Source organism: Hafnia sp. CBA7124, assembly GCF_002355555.1.
Lineage (GTDB): Bacteria > Pseudomonadota > Gammaproteobacteria > Enterobacterales > Enterobacteriaceae > Hafnia > Hafnia alvei.
Genome location: NZ_AP017469.1, coordinates 71983 through 89993 on the forward strand (window position 1 = coordinate 71983; position 18011 = coordinate 89993).

Annotated in this window: 17 protein-coding genes; 9 read left to right on the forward strand and 8 right to left on the reverse strand. The window is 48.4% G+C overall.

What is annotated here, in order from left to right:
- The first annotated feature begins 12 nt into the window (after nt 1-12).
- Together kbl and tdh are read left to right on the forward strand one after the other, a co-directional pair.
- Complete coding sequence (gene kbl, locus CPY98_RS00365) at nt 13-1209, forward strand: glycine C-acetyltransferase (protein WP_043490096.1); 1197 nt, start codon at nt 13-15, stop codon at nt 1207-1209.
- 13 nt (nt 1210-1222) lie between these two features.
- On the forward strand, nt 1223-2248 hold the full coding sequence (gene tdh / locus CPY98_RS00370; protein WP_025801499.1) for an L-threonine 3-dehydrogenase: 1026 nt from the start codon (nt 1223-1225) through the stop codon (nt 2246-2248).
- Nucleotides 2249-2289: 41 nt separating this feature from the next.
- Here the strand turns inward: tdh and CPY98_RS00375 are convergent, their stop codons facing one another.
- The 4 genes from CPY98_RS00375 to gpmM all read right to left on the reverse strand — a co-directional run bounded on the left by CPY98_RS00375 (nt 2290) and on the right by gpmM (nt 7870).
- Entirely contained in the window at nt 2290-3903 is a 1614-nt protein-coding gene (locus CPY98_RS00375) for a phosphoethanolamine transferase (RefSeq protein WP_096385928.1), read from the reverse strand.
- Between the two features lie 75 nt (nt 3904-3978).
- Complete coding sequence (locus CPY98_RS00380) at nt 3979-4896, reverse strand: divergent polysaccharide deacetylase family protein (RefSeq protein WP_096385931.1); 918 nt, start codon at nt 4894-4896, stop codon at nt 3979-3981.
- A gap of 58 nt (nt 4897-4954) precedes the next feature.
- The gene (gene envC, locus CPY98_RS00385; protein ID WP_096385934.1) at nt 4955-6316 is read right to left on the reverse strand and encodes a murein hydrolase activator EnvC; all 1362 of its coding nucleotides are present in this window, start codon (nt 6314-6316) and stop codon (nt 4955-4957) included.
- Between the two features lie 9 nt (nt 6317-6325).
- On the reverse strand, nt 6326-7870 hold the full coding sequence (gene gpmM, locus CPY98_RS00390; protein WP_046360688.1) for a 2,3-bisphosphoglycerate-independent phosphoglycerate mutase: 1545 nt from the start codon (nt 7868-7870) through the stop codon (nt 6326-6328).
- 386 nt (nt 7871-8256) lie between these two features.
- On the opposite strand from gpmM, the gene CPY98_RS00395 reads away from it, so the two are divergent.
- The 5 genes from CPY98_RS00395 to cysE all read left to right on the forward strand — a co-directional run bounded on the left by CPY98_RS00395 (nt 8257) and on the right by cysE (nt 11453).
- Entirely contained in the window at nt 8257-8688 is a 432-nt protein-coding gene (locus CPY98_RS00395; RefSeq protein WP_040045304.1) for a rhodanese-like domain-containing protein, read from the forward strand.
- Nucleotides 8689-8705: 17 nt separating this feature from the next.
- On the forward strand, nt 8706-8954 hold the full coding sequence (gene grxC / locus CPY98_RS00400) for a glutaredoxin 3 (protein WP_025801494.1): 249 nt from the start codon (nt 8706-8708) through the stop codon (nt 8952-8954).
- Between the two features lie 62 nt (nt 8955-9016).
- Nucleotides 9017-9490, forward strand: coding sequence for a protein-export chaperone SecB (gene secB, locus CPY98_RS00405; protein ID WP_040045303.1), 474 nt, complete (start codon nt 9017-9019; stop codon nt 9488-9490).
- Nucleotides 9490-10509: an NAD(P)H-dependent glycerol-3-phosphate dehydrogenase gene (gene gpsA / locus CPY98_RS00410; RefSeq protein WP_040045226.1), complete on the forward strand. Its 1020-nt coding sequence runs from the start codon at nt 9490-9492 to the stop codon at nt 10507-10509. The genes secB and gpsA overlap by 1 nt, the downstream gene beginning before the upstream one ends.
- 122 nt (nt 10510-10631) lie before the next feature.
- Nucleotides 10632-11453 carry a serine O-acetyltransferase gene (gene cysE / locus CPY98_RS00415; RefSeq protein WP_040045225.1) on the forward strand — a complete coding sequence of 274 codons (822 nt, stop codon included), beginning with the start codon at nt 10632-10634 and terminating at the stop codon, nt 11451-11453.
- A gap of 60 nt (nt 11454-11513) precedes the next feature.
- Here cysE and trmL read toward each other — a convergent pair whose 3' ends face one another.
- From trmL to cpxR, 3 genes are read right to left on the reverse strand one after another with little or no spacing between them, the layout of a single operon-like run.
- Complete coding sequence (gene trmL / locus CPY98_RS00420; protein ID WP_040045302.1) at nt 11514-11987, reverse strand: tRNA (uridine(34)/cytosine(34)/5-carboxymethylaminomethyluridine(34)-2'-O)-methyltransferase TrmL; 474 nt, start codon at nt 11985-11987, stop codon at nt 11514-11516.
- 42 nt (nt 11988-12029) lie between these two features.
- Nucleotides 12030-13400, reverse strand: a complete 1371-nt coding sequence (gene cpxA, locus CPY98_RS00425) for an envelope stress sensor histidine kinase CpxA (RefSeq protein ID WP_025801489.1) — start codon at nt 13398-13400, stop codon at nt 12030-12032.
- Entirely contained in the window at nt 13397-14095 is a 699-nt protein-coding gene (gene cpxR, locus CPY98_RS00430; RefSeq protein ID WP_025801488.1) for an envelope stress response regulator transcription factor CpxR, read from the reverse strand. The genes cpxA and cpxR overlap by 4 nt, the downstream gene beginning before the upstream one ends.
- Before the next feature lie 151 nt (nt 14096-14246).
- Between cpxR and cpxP the strand changes: the two genes are divergently transcribed.
- On the forward strand, nt 14247-14720 hold the full coding sequence (gene cpxP / locus CPY98_RS00435) for a cell-envelope stress modulator CpxP (RefSeq protein ID WP_025801487.1): 474 nt from the start codon (nt 14247-14249) through the stop codon (nt 14718-14720).
- A gap of 82 nt (nt 14721-14802) precedes the next feature.
- On the opposite strand, the gene CPY98_RS00440 is transcribed toward cpxP, so the two are convergent.
- Nucleotides 14803-16530 (reverse strand): LTA synthase family protein, encoded by a 1728-nt coding sequence (locus tag CPY98_RS00440; RefSeq protein ID WP_096385936.1) that lies wholly within the window; start codon nt 16528-16530, stop codon nt 14803-14805.
- A gap of 332 nt (nt 16531-16862) precedes the next feature.
- Between CPY98_RS00440 and fieF the strand changes: the two genes are divergently transcribed.
- Nucleotides 16863-17765 carry a CDF family cation-efflux transporter FieF gene (gene fieF, locus CPY98_RS00445; protein ID WP_025801485.1) on the forward strand — a complete coding sequence of 301 codons (903 nt, stop codon included), beginning with the start codon at nt 16863-16865 and terminating at the stop codon, nt 17763-17765.
- The last annotated feature ends 246 nt before the right edge of the window (nt 17766-18011 follow it).

Here is an 18011-nt window from a genome sequence, read left to right on the forward strand (position 1 = left end):
GGAGATAACACCATGTCTGCGGATTTTTACCAGCAACTGACCCAGCAATTAGAAACGACCCGTTCCGAAGGTCTGTATAAAAATGAACGTATTATTACTTCTGCACAGCAGGCTGATATCGCGGTTGCAGATGGCCGCCATGTTATTAATTTCTGTGCAAACAACTACTTAGGTTTGGCTAACCACCCTGCATTGATCCAAGCAGCGAAAGAAGGCATGGATTCTCATGGTTTTGGTATGGCATCGGTGCGCTTTATCTGTGGCACGCAAGATAGCCACAAACAGCTAGAACAACGACTGGCTGATTTTTTAGGCATGGAAGACTCCATTTTATATTCTTCCTGCTTCGATGCTAACGGTGGGCTGTTCGAAACGCTGCTAGGTCCTGAAGATGCCATTATTTCTGATGCACTGAACCATGCTTCGATTATTGATGGCGTGCGTTTGTGTAAGGCTAAGCGCTATCGCTATGCTAATAACGATATGGCTGAATTGCGTGCCCAGTTAGAAATGGCGAAGGCCGATGGCGCTCGCCATATCATGATTGCGACCGACGGCGTGTTCTCAATGGATGGCGTTATTGCCGATCTGAAATCGGTGTGCGATTTAGCCGATGAGTATGGCGCGTTGGTGATGGTTGATGATTCCCATGCGGTTGGCTTCGTTGGCGAAAATGGCCGTGGCACTCATGAATACTGTGAAGTGATGGGGCGTGTAGACATCATCACCGGTACTTTAGGAAAAGCATTAGGCGGCGCATCCGGCGGCTATACCGCGGGCCGTAAAGAAGTGATCGAATGGCTGCGCCAGCGTTCGCGTCCTTATCTGTTCTCCAACTCTTTGGCGCCTGCCATCGTTGCTGCATCAATCAAAGTGCTTGAGTTACTGGCTGATGGTGATGAATTGCGCAACCGTCTGTGGAGCAACGCCCGTTTATTCCGTGAAAAAATGAGCGCGGCGGGCTTCACTTTAGCGGGTGCCGATCATGCCATTATCCCTGTGATGTTGGGTGATGCAAAATTGGCGCAAGAATTTGCCAATGAATTGCTGAAAGAAGGCATCTATGTAACAGGATTCTTCTTCCCTGTTGTTCCTAAAGGTCAGGCGCGTATTCGTACCCAAATGTCTGCTGACCATACACCAGAACAAATTGAACGCGCAGTCGCGGCCTTTATTCGTATCGGCAAGCAGCTGGGTGTGATTGCCTAAGGAACTCATCGTTATGAAAGCATTGTCAAAACTGAAGGCGGAAGAAGGGATTTGGATGACCGATGTGCCTAAGCCAGAGCTTGGGCATAACGATATCATGATTAAAATCCGTAAAACGGCGATTTGTGGCACTGACGTCCATATTTACAACTGGGATGAATGGTCGCAAAAAACGATTCCTGTACCGATGGTCGTTGGGCATGAATACGTGGGCGAGATTGTTGCGATCGGGCAAGAAGTCACCGGCTACAAGATTGGTGAACGTGTTTCTGGTGAGGGGCATATTACCTGCGGTCACTGCCGTAATTGTCGCGGCGGACGTACGCATCTATGCCGAAATACCACGGGCGTGGGTGTTAACCGCACCGGCGCATTTGCTGAGTATTTAGTTATTCCGGCATTTAACGCGTTTAAAATCCCAGACAATATTCCTGATGAGTTAGCGGCCATATTTGATCCGTTTGGCAATGCTGTTCATACCGCGCTTTCATTCGATTTAGTGGGTGAAGACGTCTTAGTTTCCGGCGCGGGGCCGATTGGTATTATGGCGGCGGCGGTGTGCAAGCACGTTGGCGCGCGTAATGTCGTGATTACCGACGTGAACGAATATCGTCTGGATCTGGCTCGCAAAATGGGTGTGACTCGTGCAGTGAATGTGAGTAAAGAAAATCTCACGGATGTGATGAATGAACTGGGTATGACCGAAGGGTTTGATGTCGGTTTGGAGATGTCTGGAGCACCGCCAGCGTTCCGTGCGATGCTCAGTACCATGAATCACGGTGGCAAAATTGCGATGCTGGGGATCCCGCCATCAGATATGGCCATTGATTGGAATCAGGTGATTTTCAAAGGGCTGTTTATCAAGGGCATTTATGGCCGCGAGATGTTTGAAACATGGTACAAGATGGCTGCGTTGCTGCAATCAGGCTTGGATTTGAGCCCCATCATCACTCACCAGTTTGGTATCGATGATTTCCAAAAAGGCTTTGATGCTATGCGTTCAGGCCAATCAGGCAAGGTTGTTCTGAGCTGGGATTAAGATCCTCATATGAGTAAAAGCCCCGATCGGGGCTTTTTTTGTTAGTGAGATAGCGGCTCTTCAGCGGTTTTTCTCAGTTGGTGATAATCCAATTTCTCGTAGCGATTATCGAGAACGGAGGAATCACCTGCGAATTTATCAATGACGGCGTTAATATTGGCGAATGCCCCTCGCTGCGCATCGGTAACTCCTAGCCATGTTGCGATGAGAATATCATTGTAGCTGGTTGAGAAAACGGCGTTAACTTGCCCGGTTTCATCTTTATCTTGTCGCGCTAATGCTGGGCTATACCATATAAACATAGGTACATGATAAGCCTCTTGGCTGGGTGTAATACCGCCGTGGAAATAAGGTGCACTTTGTCTTGGATCTCGCTCTAACGCATGGTCAGAGAAATAAAGCACCGAAGCTTTATTTTGCTTCAATAAACTAAATACTTCGCCTAATAAACTATCCGTATATCGAACGGAGTTATCGTAGCAGGCGTCTATATCATTCGATTTATTAAATACGGTTTCGTTCGCGGGGTATCTTTTACATGCTGGCTCATGGCTACCATATAAGTGCAGAACGATAAGTTTTTTATCATGCGCTGGTGCCTGTAATGCTGTTTTTAGGTGAGGCAGCAGTTCTTTGTCATAGCCTTTAATATACAGCTTATCTTCGGCATTCATGGCAATGCCTGCAACGGAAGAACCATAGTTGCCAAAAGCCGTTTGTGCACTTAGCCACATGGTGTGGAAACCTGCTTGATTAGCGAGGTTAATGATATTGTCTGAATAGTTTGTAAGATTATGATTATGAATATTGTCTGCACTCAGCGCCATAGGTACAGCAACGGATGTAAATGGCACGCCGCTAATCGCTTGGTTAAACAGTTTTAAGTACGGTTTTTGCGCTTCTAACAGAGGCGTAGTTGGCTTTTGGTAGCCATAAATGCTCATGTTTTTAGCGCGCTCTGATTCACCAATAATTAATACATAGGTATCAATACCCGTATCTTTAACGCTAAGACTATAGTGCGGCGCTGCTCCACTAATATTCTTCAAGATTTGGCTTTCCTGTATGGCTGTCAGGAAATAACTCATGTTAAAGAAAGGCATGTAGGTTGTGAATCGGGCAGCAACTTTGAGCTCTGCTTTTGCACCTTCATTGACGGGGCGTTTTTGAACGAACTTAAAAGAGGAGATAAGTGCAATCGCACAGATAACAATCAGTAGAATTCCGGTTGTTTTTTTGGAGATCATTCTTCCCTGAGCAGGGCGGATCGCCAAAATAAACAAAACAAGCAATGCTAGGCAGATAATGACAAAGCGAATATAGACGCCAAGCATTGCAAGCATCTCAATCGGATTACTTTCAAGCGTACTGGCAGCAAAGCCATCGTTAAATGGTGTTTTGAAAGTAAACCAAGAGTAAAGGCTAAGGCTAATATCCGCGGAACAAAGAAACAGAAGCGGTAAGGCCAATATGATTCGCAAAGCCGTTAACCGAATCGCTTTAAGAAATAATAACGATAGAGTGAACGTCACAATGCGGTAAGACATGTGAATGTTGGGAGCCATCAGTATATTGATAATACTGAAAATAATTACGCTAATAATTAGCAGTAAATACTCTTTTCCGAAGAGTAGAAAGGGTGTTTTTTTATACATTTTGGTTTGGTAATTAATTCATAATCCGCAACACAACATTATGCCGGATTATGAATTAATTTAATACTGACGCAATTACAGCCAGTAATGCCAGCGGGCCTGTATGAATTTCACCGGGGCTGAATTTGCTACGCTGGTGCCAATGACATCAAACATGGCGGTGGCGTACACCTTCTCTGGTGCTTTTTTGCTGATGCACTGTTTAACACCACGGAATGGGTTACGTGGTTTTTGCTGTGTTGGCAGCGGGTTTTTATCTGGTACGGAAGCGCCATTAAGCAGTGAGCTAGGGCGAACCAACACAATATCTGCCGGTAACGACGGTAGCATTTGTTGTAAGACGCGTACCGTTGATGGGTGTGGATGGCCGATGGCTATTGCGGACCCACTTTTCCGTGCAATTTGAATGGCGCGGTTAAACTGTTGGCGGATAGCGGCTTCGTTTTGAGAATCATCCAGAAAGACTTTGCGTTTAATGACTTTAATCCCGGTACCGGCAGAGGCGTTTGTTACCTGACTATTGCCGATCGTCATGCTGTCGAGGAAATAAAGAAAATGATACTGCTCCAGTGTGCGCATGACTTTCTGCATGCCCTGCAGGTTTGACGTCATCAGGCTGCCCATATGGTTGTTCATCCCAACGGCATAAGGCACAGCGTTTACGGATTGGCGGATGATGCGCTGGATTTCAGCCTCGCTCATTGAAGGCTGCAATGTGTCTTTCTCTAGCGGTTGTTTGCTAATTGGCGCCATTGGCAGGTGGATCAGAATTTCGCGCCCCTGAGCATGCGCTTTGTTTGCCATTTCACGCGCATGAGGTGCGGTGGGCAAAACGGCAACGGAGATAGCCAAAGGCATTTGCAGGATTTTATTTTCTTCTTGTGGGCGATAGCCGAAATCGTCAATGACGATAGCTAATTTTCCTGCATAGGCAGATACCGTGCTACAGGTAAAAATCAGAAGTGCGGAGGTGACAGCATTGAAAAAGCGCAATGTGTTTTCCCTTGTTGTTGCAGGAGCGGTAACTGCGGGTGAATGAGGGCTCTTGGGGCTAACGTCCAAGCCACGGTAGTGGGTTGACGGCTTGGCCTTGGCGGCGGATTTCAAAGTAAAGAGCAGGTTGGCCTTGGCCACCGCTATTACCGACCAGTGCGATAGGCTGTCCTGCACGAACCTGTGCGCCGACGTTAACCAAAGCGCTTTGGTTATAGCCGTACAGACTCATATCGCCTTTGCCGTGTTCAACCACAACGACCAGACCATAACCTTGCAGCCAATCGGCTAGCAGTACGCGACCATCTGCGATGGCTTTCACTTCACTGCCTTCGGATGCGGCAATAACCATCCCTTTCCAGCGAAGTTCGCCCTGTAGCGTTTCGCCGAAACTGTGAATAGTTCGGCCACGAACGGGCCACATTGCCTGACCATTGCCACGTCCTAAACCACCGGTACGCGCTATCAATGAACGCTCGCTTTCCGTTGGTTTGTATTTATACGTCGTGCCTTTTTTCTTCGCCTGCTCTTCTTTAGCCTTCATTTGGGCTTGAAGCTTGGCGGCTTCGCGCGCCTCACGTTCGGCGCGTGCTTTCGCTTCACGCTCGGCCTTGGCGATCTGATCGCGCAAGCGTGATTCGTTCGCTTTCATTTCGGAGAGTTGTTGCTGATCTTTAGCCAGTGAGCTTTCCAATGATGAGAGGGTTTTTTGGCGCTGAGCTCGGGCTGACTCCAGTTGCTGCTGCGCTTGCTGCTGGGTAACCAGAATCGCTTTTTGCTGATTCTGTGCTGCTTCCAGCTCTTTCTTTTCGCTGGCTAAGTCGGTGCGGGTTTGGTTTAGCTTATCGATATTTTTTTGGCGTGCTTCATTAAGATAACCAAAGTAAGCCAAAATACGCTCGCTGCGCTGGCTTTCTTCACCGCTCAGTAAAACCTGAATACCGGTATGTTTGCCTAAACGAAAAGCCATATCGAGCTGATGCTCGAGCAGCTTCAGGTGTTTGTTTTCTTGCGACTGAAGTTTTTTAATCGATGCGGTCAGCTTGGTAACGTTGGCACTTAGCGTTGCCAGTTCAGACTGCGTTTCTCGAAGAGAACGGCTCGCCTGAGCAATGATTTTTTCCTGCGCTTTAAGCTGATCTTGCAGCGAACTGCGTTGCTGTTGCTGTTGTTTGACGGCTTTTTCTTTTTCAGCAATGTTTTGCTGAATAGATTTTAGCTGCTGCTTGTTGTCATCAGCGGCCTGAGTGGGGAATGAGGAAAACCATGCGCCAGCATAGATTACGCTGGCACACAGTATCGGTAACATGCGAAACGCTGCGGGAGTGGGCGATAAACGGGTGGGTTTATCGCCGATGTTTTTATCCGCTTTGAGCGCTAAGGCTACCTTTGATTCGTGAAATTGATCTTTTCCCCTCATGGGGATCGATTATTCCACGATGAACAGCGGCTTACCAGTCATCTCTTTAGGCACTTCCATGTCCATCATGGTCAGCATGGTCGCTGCGATGTCAGACAATTTTCCGCCTTCAACGGCTTTAGCCGGTTTGCCAACGTAGATTAATGGCACTGGCAGGTTCGTGTGAGCGGTATACGCAGCACCTGTCACCTGATCGCGCATCAGCTCGGCGTTACCGTGGTCCGCAGTGATCAGCAATTGGCCACCTACGTTTTGTACGGCTTCGACGACCTGACCGACACAGTGATCCAGCGTTTCAACGGCTTTTACTGCGGCATCGTAAATACCGGTGTGGCCAACCATGTCGCCGTTAGGGTAGTTACAGATAATCGCATCGTATTTACCGCTGTTGATAGCGCCAACCAGTTTTTCGGTCAGTTCAGCAGAGCTCATTTCTGGCTGCAGATCGTAAGTCGCCACTTTTGGCGAGTTGATCAGGATGCGGTCTTCGCCTTTGAACGGCTCTTCCACGCCACCGTTGTAGAAGAAGGTCACGTGAGCATATTTTTCTGTTTCAGAAATACGCAGCTGAGTTTTGTCATGCTTCATCAGCCATTCACCGAAGGTGTTTGCCAGTGAAGATGGTGGATAAGCACAAGCCGCTTTGATGTCAGCCGCATATTCAGTCAACATCACGAAGTTGCTGAAGTTAACCACTTTGTTGCGTTTGAAACCGTCAAAGTCAGCGTTAACGAAGGTGCGAGTGATTTGGCGAGCACGGTCAGCACGGAAGTTCATGAAGATCAGCGCATCGCCGTCGTTCATGGAGGCATCAGCTTCACCTGCCGCTTTGATAACGGTTGGTTTAACAAATTCGTCGTTTTCGTCGCGAGCGTAAGCCGCTTCAAGACCTGCAACCGCATTTTCTGCGGTGTATTCGCCTTTCGCTTCAGTCAGCAGGTCGTAAGCTAACTGAACGCGGTCCCAACGGTTATCTCGGTCCATTGCGTAGTAGCGACCAACTATGGACGCGATGCGGCCTTTGCCCAATTCGGCAAATTTCTCGGTGAATCGTTTCAGTGTATTTTCAGCACTACGCGGCGGGGTGTCGCGTCCATCCAAGAATGCGTGCAGGTAGATAGCTTCTGCGCCACGCTTGGCTGCCAACTCGACCATAGCAAGAATGTGTTCTTCGTGGCTATGAACGCCACCCGGAGACATCAGACCCATGATGTGAACGGCTTTACCCAGAGATACGGCTTTATCAACCGCACCGACCAAAACTTCATTGGCAAAGAAGTCGCCATCTTTGATTTCTTTGTCCAGACGGGTCAGATCTTGATAAACGATGCGGCCTGCGCCAAGGTTTACGTGACCAACTTCAGAGTTACCCATCTGGCCGTCAGGCAGACCTACGTCCAAACCGGAAGCAGAAATCAGGGTGTGCGGATACTCTTTCCACAGACGATCCATAACGGGACGTTTAGCGTTAAGAATCGCGTTATCTTGGGTTTCTTCGCGGTAACCATAACCGTCTAGAATTACCAGTACCATTGGTTTTTTGGCGCTCGACATTGCAACAACCTCGTTTCTTTATAAGTTCAAAGTTTGAGTTCAAAATACGTTCAAGTGTGAATAGCCGTTTAGGTTAAAACGGAATCACTCACACGCCCGCTGAGCGGTGCCTAAGCAAAGGCCGAATAACATACACGGCTATTTGCACTCAAAGTAGTGTAATTTTACTACAGTCTGTGGTGAATTGAGCGCAGAAAGATCAAATGATCGTTTCTGTACCTTGTTTCAAGCAGGTAAATCCTGTCTGAAACATAAAAAATTTCGGGTTATGCCGCAGATTCGTTTTTAGTAACAGGTCTTCTGGCTGTAATTGACGCACTGCGCAGGTATACTCTGACTCTTTGATTTTATCCCTTAACTGACGGGAGTAGTTACACCCCATGCAAATGCAAGAGATTATGCAATTTGTGAGTGCCCATCCCATACTTAGCGTAGCGTGGATTGTTCTGTTTGTAGCAGTGCTGGTCACCACCTTTAAAAGCCGTTTCTCCAAAGTAAAAGAAATTACTCGTGGTGAAGCCACTCTTCTGATTAACAAAGAAGATGCCGTTGTTGTTGATACCCGTACTCGCGAAGATTTTCGCAAGGGTCATCTGGCAAACTCTCTGAATCTAACGCCTAGCGACTTGAAAAATGGCAGCTTTGGTGAGTTAGAGAAACATAAAACTCAGCCAGTTATCGTGGTTTGCGCCAATGGCATGAGCTCTCGTGAATCGGGTGAGCATTTAGTGAAAGCGGGCTTTGAGCGCGTGTATACGCTGAAAGACGGTATCGCAGGCTGGAGCGGTGAAAATCTGCCTTTAGCTCGCGGCAAATAATCTGCAAGGAATTCATCATGGCAAACATTGAGATCTATACCAAAGCGACCTGTCCTTTCTGTCATCGCGCGAAAGCGCTGTTGCAGTCAAAAGGCGCTCAGTTTAATGAAATTGCTATTGATAACGATCCGAAAAAGCGTGAAGAAATGATTGAGCGCAGTGGTCGTACAACCGTGCCACAGATTTTTATTGATGGGCAGCACATTGGTGGCTGTGACGATTTACACGCGCTGGATGCAAAAGGCGGCCTCGACCCGTTGCTGTAATCCGTGCGGTATTCGCCCCATAATTCCCATTTATGGATATTAACTTAAAAGGTATTAACGCTATGTCAGAACAAAACAACTCAGAGATGTCTTTCCAGATCCAACGTGTTTACACCAAAGATATCTCTTTCGAAGCTCCAAATGCGCCGGCTGTATTCCAGAAAGATTGGCAGCCAGAAGTTAAACTGGATCTGGACACTGCATCCACTCAACTGGCTGACGGCGTGTTTGAAGTGGTGCTGCGCGTAACGGTAACGGCAACTTTGGGCGAAGAAACTGCATTCCTGTGTGAAGTTCAGCAGGCAGGTATCTTCACTATTTCTGGCATCGAAGGAACTCAGATGGCGCATTGTCTGGGTGCTTATTGCCCGAACATCCTGTTCCCGTATGCACGCGAATGCATCACTAGCCTGGTTTCTCGTGGTACTTTCCCACAGTTGAACCTAGCTCCAGTGAACTTCGACGCACTGTTCATGAATTATTTGCAGCAGGCTGAAGGCGCAGAAGGTGCTGAACCGCAGCCTCAGGATGCCTAATGAATAACCCTACGGCTTCAATGACCGTCATCGGTGCTGGCTCGTACGGCACCGCTTTGGCAATTACGCTGGCGCGTAATGGGCATCAAGTGGTGTTATGGGGTCACGACCCTAAACATATCAAAGCACTGGATGCCGCGCGCTGTAATCAGGCATTTCTGCCTGATGTTCCTTTCCCTGATACGCTGACGCTGGAAACCGATCTTGCGAAGGCAATGGCTGCAAGCCGTGATGTGCTGGTCGTTGTACCGAGCCATGTGTTTGGTGAAGTGCTGCGTCAACTGAAGCCATTCCTGCGTACTGATTCACGAATCGTTTGGGCAACCAAGGGATTAGAAGCAGAAACAGGTCGTTTGCTACAAGATGTTGCTCGTGAAGCGCTTGGTCCTGATATTCCTTTAGCTACGCTGTCAGGCCCGACGTTTGCCAAAGAGTTGGCGGCAGGCTTGCCTACGGCAATTGCGCTGTCATCTACCGACGCACAGTTCACCGACGATTTACAGCAGCTATTACACTGCGGCAAAAGCTTCCGTGTTTATAGCAATCCTGATTTCATCGGTGTACAGCTAGGTGGTGCGGTAAAAAACGTGATTGCCATTGGCGCAGGTATGTCTGACGGCATCGGCTTTGGTGCTAACGCCAGAACTGCGTTGATCACGCGTGGGTTGACCGAAATGAGTCGTCTTGGTGTTGCGCTGGGTGCCGATCCAACCACCTTTATGGGGATGTCTGGATTGGGTGACTTAGTGCTGACCTGTACTGACAACCAGTCTCGTAACCGCCGTTTTGGGATTATGTTGGGGCAGGGCGTTGGCGTGCAGGAAGCGCAGGATAAGATTGGCCAAGTGGTTGAAGGCTATCGAAATACCAAAGAAGTGATGGCCTTGGCCCAACGCTTTGGTGTGGAGATGCCGATCACTGAGCAAATCTATCAGGTGCTTTATTGCCATAAAGATGCTCGTGAAGCGGCGTTGACGCTGTTAGGCCGAGCACGCAAAGACGAAAAAACTAGCCGTTAGAGATCAAGTTTTTAACATCAAGGCTTGACCATGCTACGGCTGGTCTGATTAATTGTTGTCTGAATTATAACTATAGCTGATATAGTAACGGCAGCAATTAAATTGATTGAAGGGAGTGTTGTATGTCGATAGAAGAACTAGAACAAATCTGGCAATGCATCAAAACCGAGGCGCGTGGTTTAGCCGAGTGTGAGCCGATGCTGGCTAGCTTCTATCACGCAACACTCCTTAAGCATGAAAATTTGGGCAGTGCACTGAGCTATATTCTGGCGAATAAACTGGCCAATGCCATTATGCCAGCGATTGCTATTCGCGAAGTGGTGGAAGAGGCGTATCGCGCCGACACCAATATGACCGACTACGCGGCACGCGATATTCTCGCGGTTCGCCAGCGAGATCCTGCGGTAGATAAATACTCCACGCCATTGCTTTACCTGAAAGGTTTTCATGCCTTGCAGGCCTACCGAATTGGTCATTGGCTGTGGTCGCAAGATCGCAAAGCGCTGGCTATTTACCTGCAAAATCAAATCTCGGTTGTTTTTGGCGTTGATATTCATCCTGCGGCGCGAATTGGTTGTGGGATCATGCTCGATCATGCGACGGGTATTGTGATCGGCGAAACGGCCGTGGTTGAAAACGACGTGTCTATTCTGCAATCCGTGACGCTAGGTGGTACGGGTAAAGAAGGGGGCGATCGTCATCCGAAGATTCGTGAAGGCGTTATGATCGGCGCGGGTGCTAAAATTCTGGGTAATATCGAAGTGGGTCGCGGAGCCAAGATTGGTGCAGGTTCAGTGGTTCTACATCCTATTCCTGCTCATACCACGGCGGCGGGTGTGCCTGCGCGCATCGTGGGGCGTCCTGAAAGTGAAAAACCGTCCATGGATATGGATCAGTTGTTTAACGGTTCACACGATGGTTTTGAGTTCGGCGACGGAATTTAACGGCAGGTTCATTTCATTCTACGGGGCAGACACTCGCCTGCCTCGCATATCACAGTAAACTTACTCTTTGAGCAAAGCACCTTCGTAGCCTAATTGGCGCCATGCTTCGTAAACCACCACTGAAACTGCGTTAGACAGGTTCATGCTGCGGCTGCTAGCAAGCATCGGGATGCGGATCTTCTGCTGTGCAGGAAGTGCATCCAAAATGTAGGCGGGTAGGCCACGTGTTTCTGGGCCAAATACCAAATAATCTCCGGCCTGATAGCTCACAGCGCTGTGCGCTGGGGTCCCTTTAGTGGTCAATGCAAACAGGCGTTCTGGTTTTTCGCTATCGAGAAATGCTTGATAGTCATGGTGTTTCTTCAGCGTAGCAAATTCGTGATAGTCCAAACCTGCGCGGCGTAAGCGTTTGTCATCCCATGTGAAGCCTAAAGGCTCAATGAGGTGCAAGCTAAAGCCAGTATTGGCGCAAAGACGGATGATATTGCCGGTATTCGGTGGGATTTCAGGTTCAAATAAAACGATATTAAGCATGTAATGCGCCCCCAAGGTCAGGGGGCGCATTATACTCCAAACTTATCGCGTATAAAGCGGAAGCCAAAGTGTCAGGCGTAAACCACCCAATGGGCTGTCTTCGGCTTTCACCCAGCCGTTATGCTGTTCAACAACGGTTTCTACAATGGCGAGTCCCAAGCCGGTTCCTCCTGACTCGCGATCGCGCGCTTCATCGGTGCGGTAGAACGGCCGGAAAATTTGCTCACGATCTTCTGGAGCAACGCCCGGACCATCATCATCAACATGGATAGTGATGCCCTGATTGTCGCAGCTAAACGTCACCGCAATTTGATGGTGAGAGTAACGTAGCGCGTTACGCACGATATTTTCAACCGCGCTATCCAGAGCTGCATGGCTGCCAAATAACGGCCAAGGTCCCGGAGGGCTGATGATCTCTAACGTTTTCCCAACCTGCTCAGCCTCAAACTTCGCGTTGTCTAACACGTCATCCCAAAGCTCATCGGCTTTCAAATGTTCGCGTTCTAGCTCGGTTTTATGCTGATTGCGTGATAACGCCAACAGGTCGTTAATCATGCTGTCGAGGCGATGCGCCTCCATCTCAATGCGTGAAAGCTCGTTGTATTCACCGTGGCGACGACGCATCAGCGCAGTGGCAAGCTGTAAGCGCGTGAGCGGCGTTCTTAGCTCATGCGAAATATCAGAGATCAAACGCTGCTGTGCATTAACCATACGCTCAAGCGCGCTAACCATTTGGTTAAAGCTGGCGCCTGTGGCTAAGAATTCCTGTGGGCCAGCCTCGAGTTCTGGATGCTGTTTAAGGTTACCGCTGGCAACATCATCGGCGGCGTTTTTAAGCTTACGAGCGGGGCTTGCGAGGCTCCATGCGAGCCAAAGCAGCAATGGTGAGCTGATAAGCATGGTGACAAGTAGCAGCAACAGCGGTCGGTCAAACATCAGATTGATGAAATCAGACTGAGGGCTGCTTGCTGGGCGAACCAGATAGAGCTGATAGTTATCTTCGCCATCACGAATAGGGAATGGCCCGAGCATTTCAAGTCGGCCATATTTTTTCTTTTTCGGCTGGTCTGCGTTATCAGACTGGCCGATAAAGTTACGTACAATCTGCATTTCATTGCGTTGAGCGCCAATAACGCGCCCTTCGCTTGTCACCAGCAGAAGGCGTTGACCCGGAGGTGACCATTTATCAATGGCGCGGAACAAACGACGCCACCACATCAAGTCATTCGCCGGATCAACAGCTAGCTCTGCTTCTACGTGCTGCTCCAGCATAATGCCTTGACGGCGTTCACTGTCCAGTAATGAGGTTAGCTGGCGCGAGTCGAGCTTTGGCAGCATGAGCACCACCATTAGAACTAACGCCAGCGTTAACCAGAAAATGGCAAAGATACGTGCCGTAAGGCTATTAATCATGAAACAGACACCATCAGATAACCGCGACCACGCAGCGTTTTGAACCAAGGCTGACCATCTTTACGTTCTGGCAGCTTACGGCGCAGGTTGGAAATATGCATATCAATCGCGCGGTCAAAAGGTGTTAGGCGTTTGCCGAGCACTTCTTGGCTTAAATGTTCACGTGACACTACCTGACCCAAATGCTGTGCCAGCAAGTAGAGCAAGGTAAATTCAGTGCCGGTGAGCTCTAAGGTTTCCCCATCAAAGCTGGCTTCCTGACGCCCAGGATTGAGCAGCAGGTGATCCACTTCCAGCGTTGGCGCATTGCTTTCGTTGCTTTGCTGTTGTTCGTTCCAGTTGGAGCGACGCAGAATGGCACGAATACGCGCAACCAGTTCACGATCGTTAAATGGTTTTGGCAGATAGTCATCTGCACCAAGCTCAAGACCCAATACGCGGTCCAGTTCGCTGCCGCGAGCCGTGAGCATAATTACCGGCGTTTGATGATGCTGGCGCACTTCTTTTAAAGTATCGATACCGTTTTTCTTTGGCATCATTACGTCGAGCAATAATAAATCAATGCTGGAATCTAAAAGTTCCAGAGCCTGTTCGCCATCGTGCGCTACCACGACGCTAAAACCTTCTAAATCAAGCAGTTCTTGCAACAGTGACGTCAGTTCGCGATCGTCATCAACCAGTAAAATTTTATTCATAGGTGTTTACCTCCTGACGCAAAATACGACAACAAGTGCCGCTATTCCATGACTTTACTTAGTTTTACATGCACTGACGCTAGTTTTCAGGCCCCGAGTTACACTGATTCTCGTTGATTCACATAAGCGAGCCAAAGCAAAGGAGTAGATGATGCGTAAAGTAACCTCGTTAGCCATGACTTTGATGCTTGCGATGGCCTCTACCGCAGCATTTGCCGATGGCACTCAACAAAACGGTATGTTGTATCAAAGTATGGATCATAACCGCATGTTTGACGGTGTGAATCTTACCGAACATCAGCGCCAACAAATGCGCGATTTGATGCAACTAGCGCGACACGATTTACCCCGCGTTGATATAGCGGAGGCTGAAGCCATGCATAATCTGGTAACGGCAGAAAAGTTCGATGAAGCCGCAGTGCGGCAGTTAGCCGAAAAAATGGCTCAGGAGAGTATAAACCGTCAGGTTGAAATGGCGAAAATTCGCAACCAGATGTACAACCTGCTGACTCCCGAGCAAAAGGCCCAGTTAAATGAGCGTTACCAGCAACGTATTGCCAGTTGGCAGCAGCAGGTAGCGACCATGCAGAATACTTCAGCCCTGAAGTTAGGTACGAAAGAGTAGCACCCTGTTTTTCCTTGCCATAGACACCATCCCTGTCTTCCCCACCTTACGGTGGGGTTTTTTTTGTCTAAATTTTTGAGGGTTATGGAGCGCTGTGTCTTGATGCCGCGTGTAGTTCCCCGTAGATATAGTTCTTATAGCTCTCCACGAGTTTTTGGTCGGCGCAGTCGTTGAGTTCACCTTTGCAAAGGTGGCGCATTTCGATATTTGCGCGATAAAACGGCGAAACGTTTAAATTGGCATGTTCTAAAACCATCCCCCCTAGGAAGGCAATATCCGTCATTCGCCCTAAATCGGTAACGGCTGGCGAGTTGGTGTTATCACGCAGACTAAATTGGGTTAAATGCATCGGGTCTGACAGCGTGGTGGTGTAGCCATTGGCCCAATCAATAGCGGGCTGGTGATCGCCAAAGTGCATAAAAATGGTCGGTTTCTGGCGTGTATCAACAAAGTGGAAGAAATCCGCTAGTGCGGCATCAGAGGTCTTTATTTTTTCCACATAGTGGCTGAACTCGCCAGCAGAACCACTATTTTTTACGTAGTTTGCTAGATGATAATCGTCGCTGTGCTTTTCATCATAAGGACCGTGTTCATACATGGTTAACGCATATATAAACAGCGGTTTATCTGTCTTTTTCGACATGATTTGCTTGACGTATTTCAACATGTCGGCGGTGCTGATGTGCCAAAGGTTATCCTCAAGTTTACCGGGATATCCCAGTTCTTGTGGCTGAAGGATTTGGTCGATTCCCATCTCGTGGTAAGCATGGCCCGCGTTATAGGCTGATTTATTAAATGGTGTAAGCACGATGGTGTAATAACCATTGTTTTTCATCTGCTGAAATAAACTGTCATTGACGTGGTCGACAGCAGAATAGAAAACGGAGTTTTTCATGGCACCAAAATCATCGCTGCGTAAGCCGGTTAACAGGGCGAATTCAGATAGCCACGTACCGCCACCAAATGTTTGTACGCGCATTGGCGTATGTGCTTTTACGTTACCGCCATGCTCAAACATGGTGAGACTTGGTATCATTTTCGGATCGGGTACCGAATAGAGTCGAGGATCGACCGTAGACTCTTGTAGCAAGACGATGATATCTGGATGTTGGCTGTTGCTAGCGGCGTGGAGATTTAACGCAGCGGCTCGTTGTTTAAAATATTCGGCAGTTTCGCCGCTAAAAGTGGGAGGCTCATAGTCAACTTCACTGGCTGACATCACAAGGTTTGAAACAACGCCAGTTCCCCCTGGAAGCGTTGTGGCCCAAACGTGCTGATACTGTGTGACACACAGCGCGACCAATGCCCCACCGACAACGATCATTCCTGCCCCGGACCACCATACACGACCGTTGGTCTTGCGCTGGGCTGCACGCCATGTCACAACCACCGTGGCCACTATCCATACCAGCAACCCGAATATGGCCAGCCCTGCTGAAGGGTAATGCAGCAGCGTGGCAGTATTGGAGGGATCGGCAGCCAGATAGATGTCAGGAAACATTAAATGGTCTTTGTAATAGTGGACTTTTAACTGGTTAATAAACTGCAGCACGATAACCAAAAGGCTACTGATCGATAGGGCAAATAGGGCTCTGCCTGAAAGCAAATAGAAAAAGCCGACAGTGAAAATAAATGTACTGAATGCAGCGACTGCCGGATAGACGGCCGATAGCGTATTGCCTCCAAGGATGACAATTGCAACGATGACTAAAAGCAGGCTGTATGACCATGTTTTAGGGCTTTGCTTAACTTGGTTTAACGTTGAACTCTTTGACTGCTGGCTTGATGCGGGTGAGCGAAAATGGCCCATGATGATCTATGCCTCAGGCGATTTCATTTCATAGAAGAGCACATCATGTTGCTGCGTCATTCAATGGCATGTAAATCAGTATGATTAAAAGCTGCTCAAATATCGGTGGTTGCCGATTTTGCGGATATGGCCGTCTGGGTGATAACAATTGATGCGGCAAATTAAGATGATCGAAGTGAGAGAGTTGGTCAAGCTGTCGCCGAGCAGATATATCTTTCCAAACGTAACATGGCATGATGCTAATCCGACGTGAACCTCGTCATTTTCCAACAGGCTTTTTTTTGTCATTAATTCGCTATACTGAACAGCCCTAATCGTTAAAGGAAATTTTCATGGACCAGCAGTATGCACGGTTAGTCAAAACCGCTGCGCTGGGAGCCACGGTTACTGCCACCGCTCTCCTTATTATTAAAACGCTTGCCTGGTGGCATACTGGCTCGGTGAGCCTATTGGCGTCGCTGGTGGATTCTGTGGTTGATATCGCAGCCTCGCTGACAAACCTGTTTGTGGTTCGCTATTCCCTTCAGCCGGCTGATGAAGAACACACGTTTGGTCACGGTAAAGCCGAATCTCTGGCCGCGCTGGCTCAAAGTATGTTTATTTCTGGTTCGGCGTTGTTTTTATTCCTTACTGGGTTCCAGCACCTTATCAATCCAGAGCCGATGACCGATCCCGGCCTAGGGATTGGAGTCACCATTATTGCTTTAGCCTGTACGATGGTGCTGGTCACTTTCCAGCGTTGGGTAGTGCGTAAAACGCGTAGTCAGGCAGTGCGTGCCGATATGCTCCATTATCAGTCTGATGTGATGATGAACGGCGCGATCCTTATTTCTCTGGGGCTGAGCTGGTATGGCTTTACTCGCGCAGACTCCCTATTTGCCCTGGGAATTGGGGTTTATATCTTGTATAGCGCGCTGCGTATGGGATATGAAGCCGTACAGTCTTTGTTGGATCGGGCGTTGGACGACGATGAAAGACAAGCGATCATTGATATTGTGCACGCATGGCCGGGCGTTAGCGGCGTGCATGATCTAAGAACCCGTCAATCTGGGCCGACTCGTTTTATTCAGTTACATATTGAGATGGACGATAACCTGCCTTTAATTCAGGCTCATGGCATTGCTGAACAAGTTGAGCAGGCGATTTTGCGACGTTTCCCTGGTTCAGACGTGATTATCCATCAAGACCCCTGTTCGGTGGTGCCTGATGGGCAAAAAGGGCATTGGGAGCTCTAATCACGGCTAAACTATAAGAAATAATGTTATTAGTGTGGTGGGTTTCTAAATTTATTCTTTAAGTGCTTGGGAATTTTTTTACCACAAACTAGACTGACCTGAATCAATTCAGCTGGATAACTTTGATATAATATTCAGCAGTAGCAGCGATAAACGTTCATTTTTTATACCTGTGTCCTGTACCACATATAATAACGTTTAGCGCGATGGCGAAAACAATTCTTAAGAATAGCATCTACAAGCTCA

Excerpts from the sequence above, each read along its gene's own strand:
- CPY98_RS00395 (WP_040045304.1), top strand. The coding sequence starts at position 8,257 with ATGCAAGAGATTATGCAATTTGTGAGTGCCCATCCCATACTTAGCGTA.
- cysE (WP_040045225.1), top strand. The coding sequence starts at position 10,632 with ATGTCGATAGAAGAACTAGAACAAATCTGGCAATGCATCAAAACCGAG.
- tdh (WP_025801499.1), top strand. The coding sequence starts at position 1,223 with ATGAAAGCATTGTCAAAACTGAAGGCGGAAGAAGGGATTTGGATGACC.
- cpxA (WP_025801489.1), bottom strand. The coding sequence starts at position 13,400 with ATGATTAATAGCCTTACGGCACGTATCTTTGCCATTTTCTGGTTAACG.
- trmL (WP_040045302.1), bottom strand. The coding sequence starts at position 11,987 with ATGCTTAATATCGTTTTATTTGAACCTGAAATCCCACCGAATACCGGC.
- fieF (WP_025801485.1), top strand. The coding sequence starts at position 16,863 with ATGGACCAGCAGTATGCACGGTTAGTCAAAACCGCTGCGCTGGGAGCC.
- grxC (WP_025801494.1), top strand. The coding sequence starts at position 8,706 with ATGGCAAACATTGAGATCTATACCAAAGCGACCTGTCCTTTCTGTCAT.
- CPY98_RS00375 (WP_096385928.1), bottom strand. The coding sequence starts at position 3,903 with ATGTATAAAAAAACACCCTTTCTACTCTTCGGAAAAGAGTATTTACTG.
- gpsA (WP_040045226.1), top strand. The coding sequence starts at position 9,490 with ATGAATAACCCTACGGCTTCAATGACCGTCATCGGTGCTGGCTCGTAC.
- secB (WP_040045303.1), top strand. The coding sequence starts at position 9,017 with ATGTCAGAACAAAACAACTCAGAGATGTCTTTCCAGATCCAACGTGTT.
- kbl (WP_043490096.1), top strand. The coding sequence starts at position 13 with ATGTCTGCGGATTTTTACCAGCAACTGACCCAGCAATTAGAAACGACC.
- cpxR (WP_025801488.1), bottom strand. The coding sequence starts at position 14,095 with ATGAATAAAATTTTACTGGTTGATGACGATCGCGAACTGACGTCACTG.
- gpmM (WP_046360688.1), bottom strand. The coding sequence starts at position 7,870 with ATGTCGAGCGCCAAAAAACCAATGGTACTGGTAATTCTAGACGGTTAT.
- envC (WP_096385934.1), bottom strand. The coding sequence starts at position 6,316 with ATGAGGGGAAAAGATCAATTTCACGAATCAAAGGTAGCCTTAGCGCTC.
- cpxP (WP_025801487.1), top strand. The coding sequence starts at position 14,247 with ATGCGTAAAGTAACCTCGTTAGCCATGACTTTGATGCTTGCGATGGCC.
- CPY98_RS00440 (WP_096385936.1), bottom strand. The coding sequence starts at position 16,530 with ATGGGCCATTTTCGCTCACCCGCATCAAGCCAGCAGTCAAAGAGTTCA.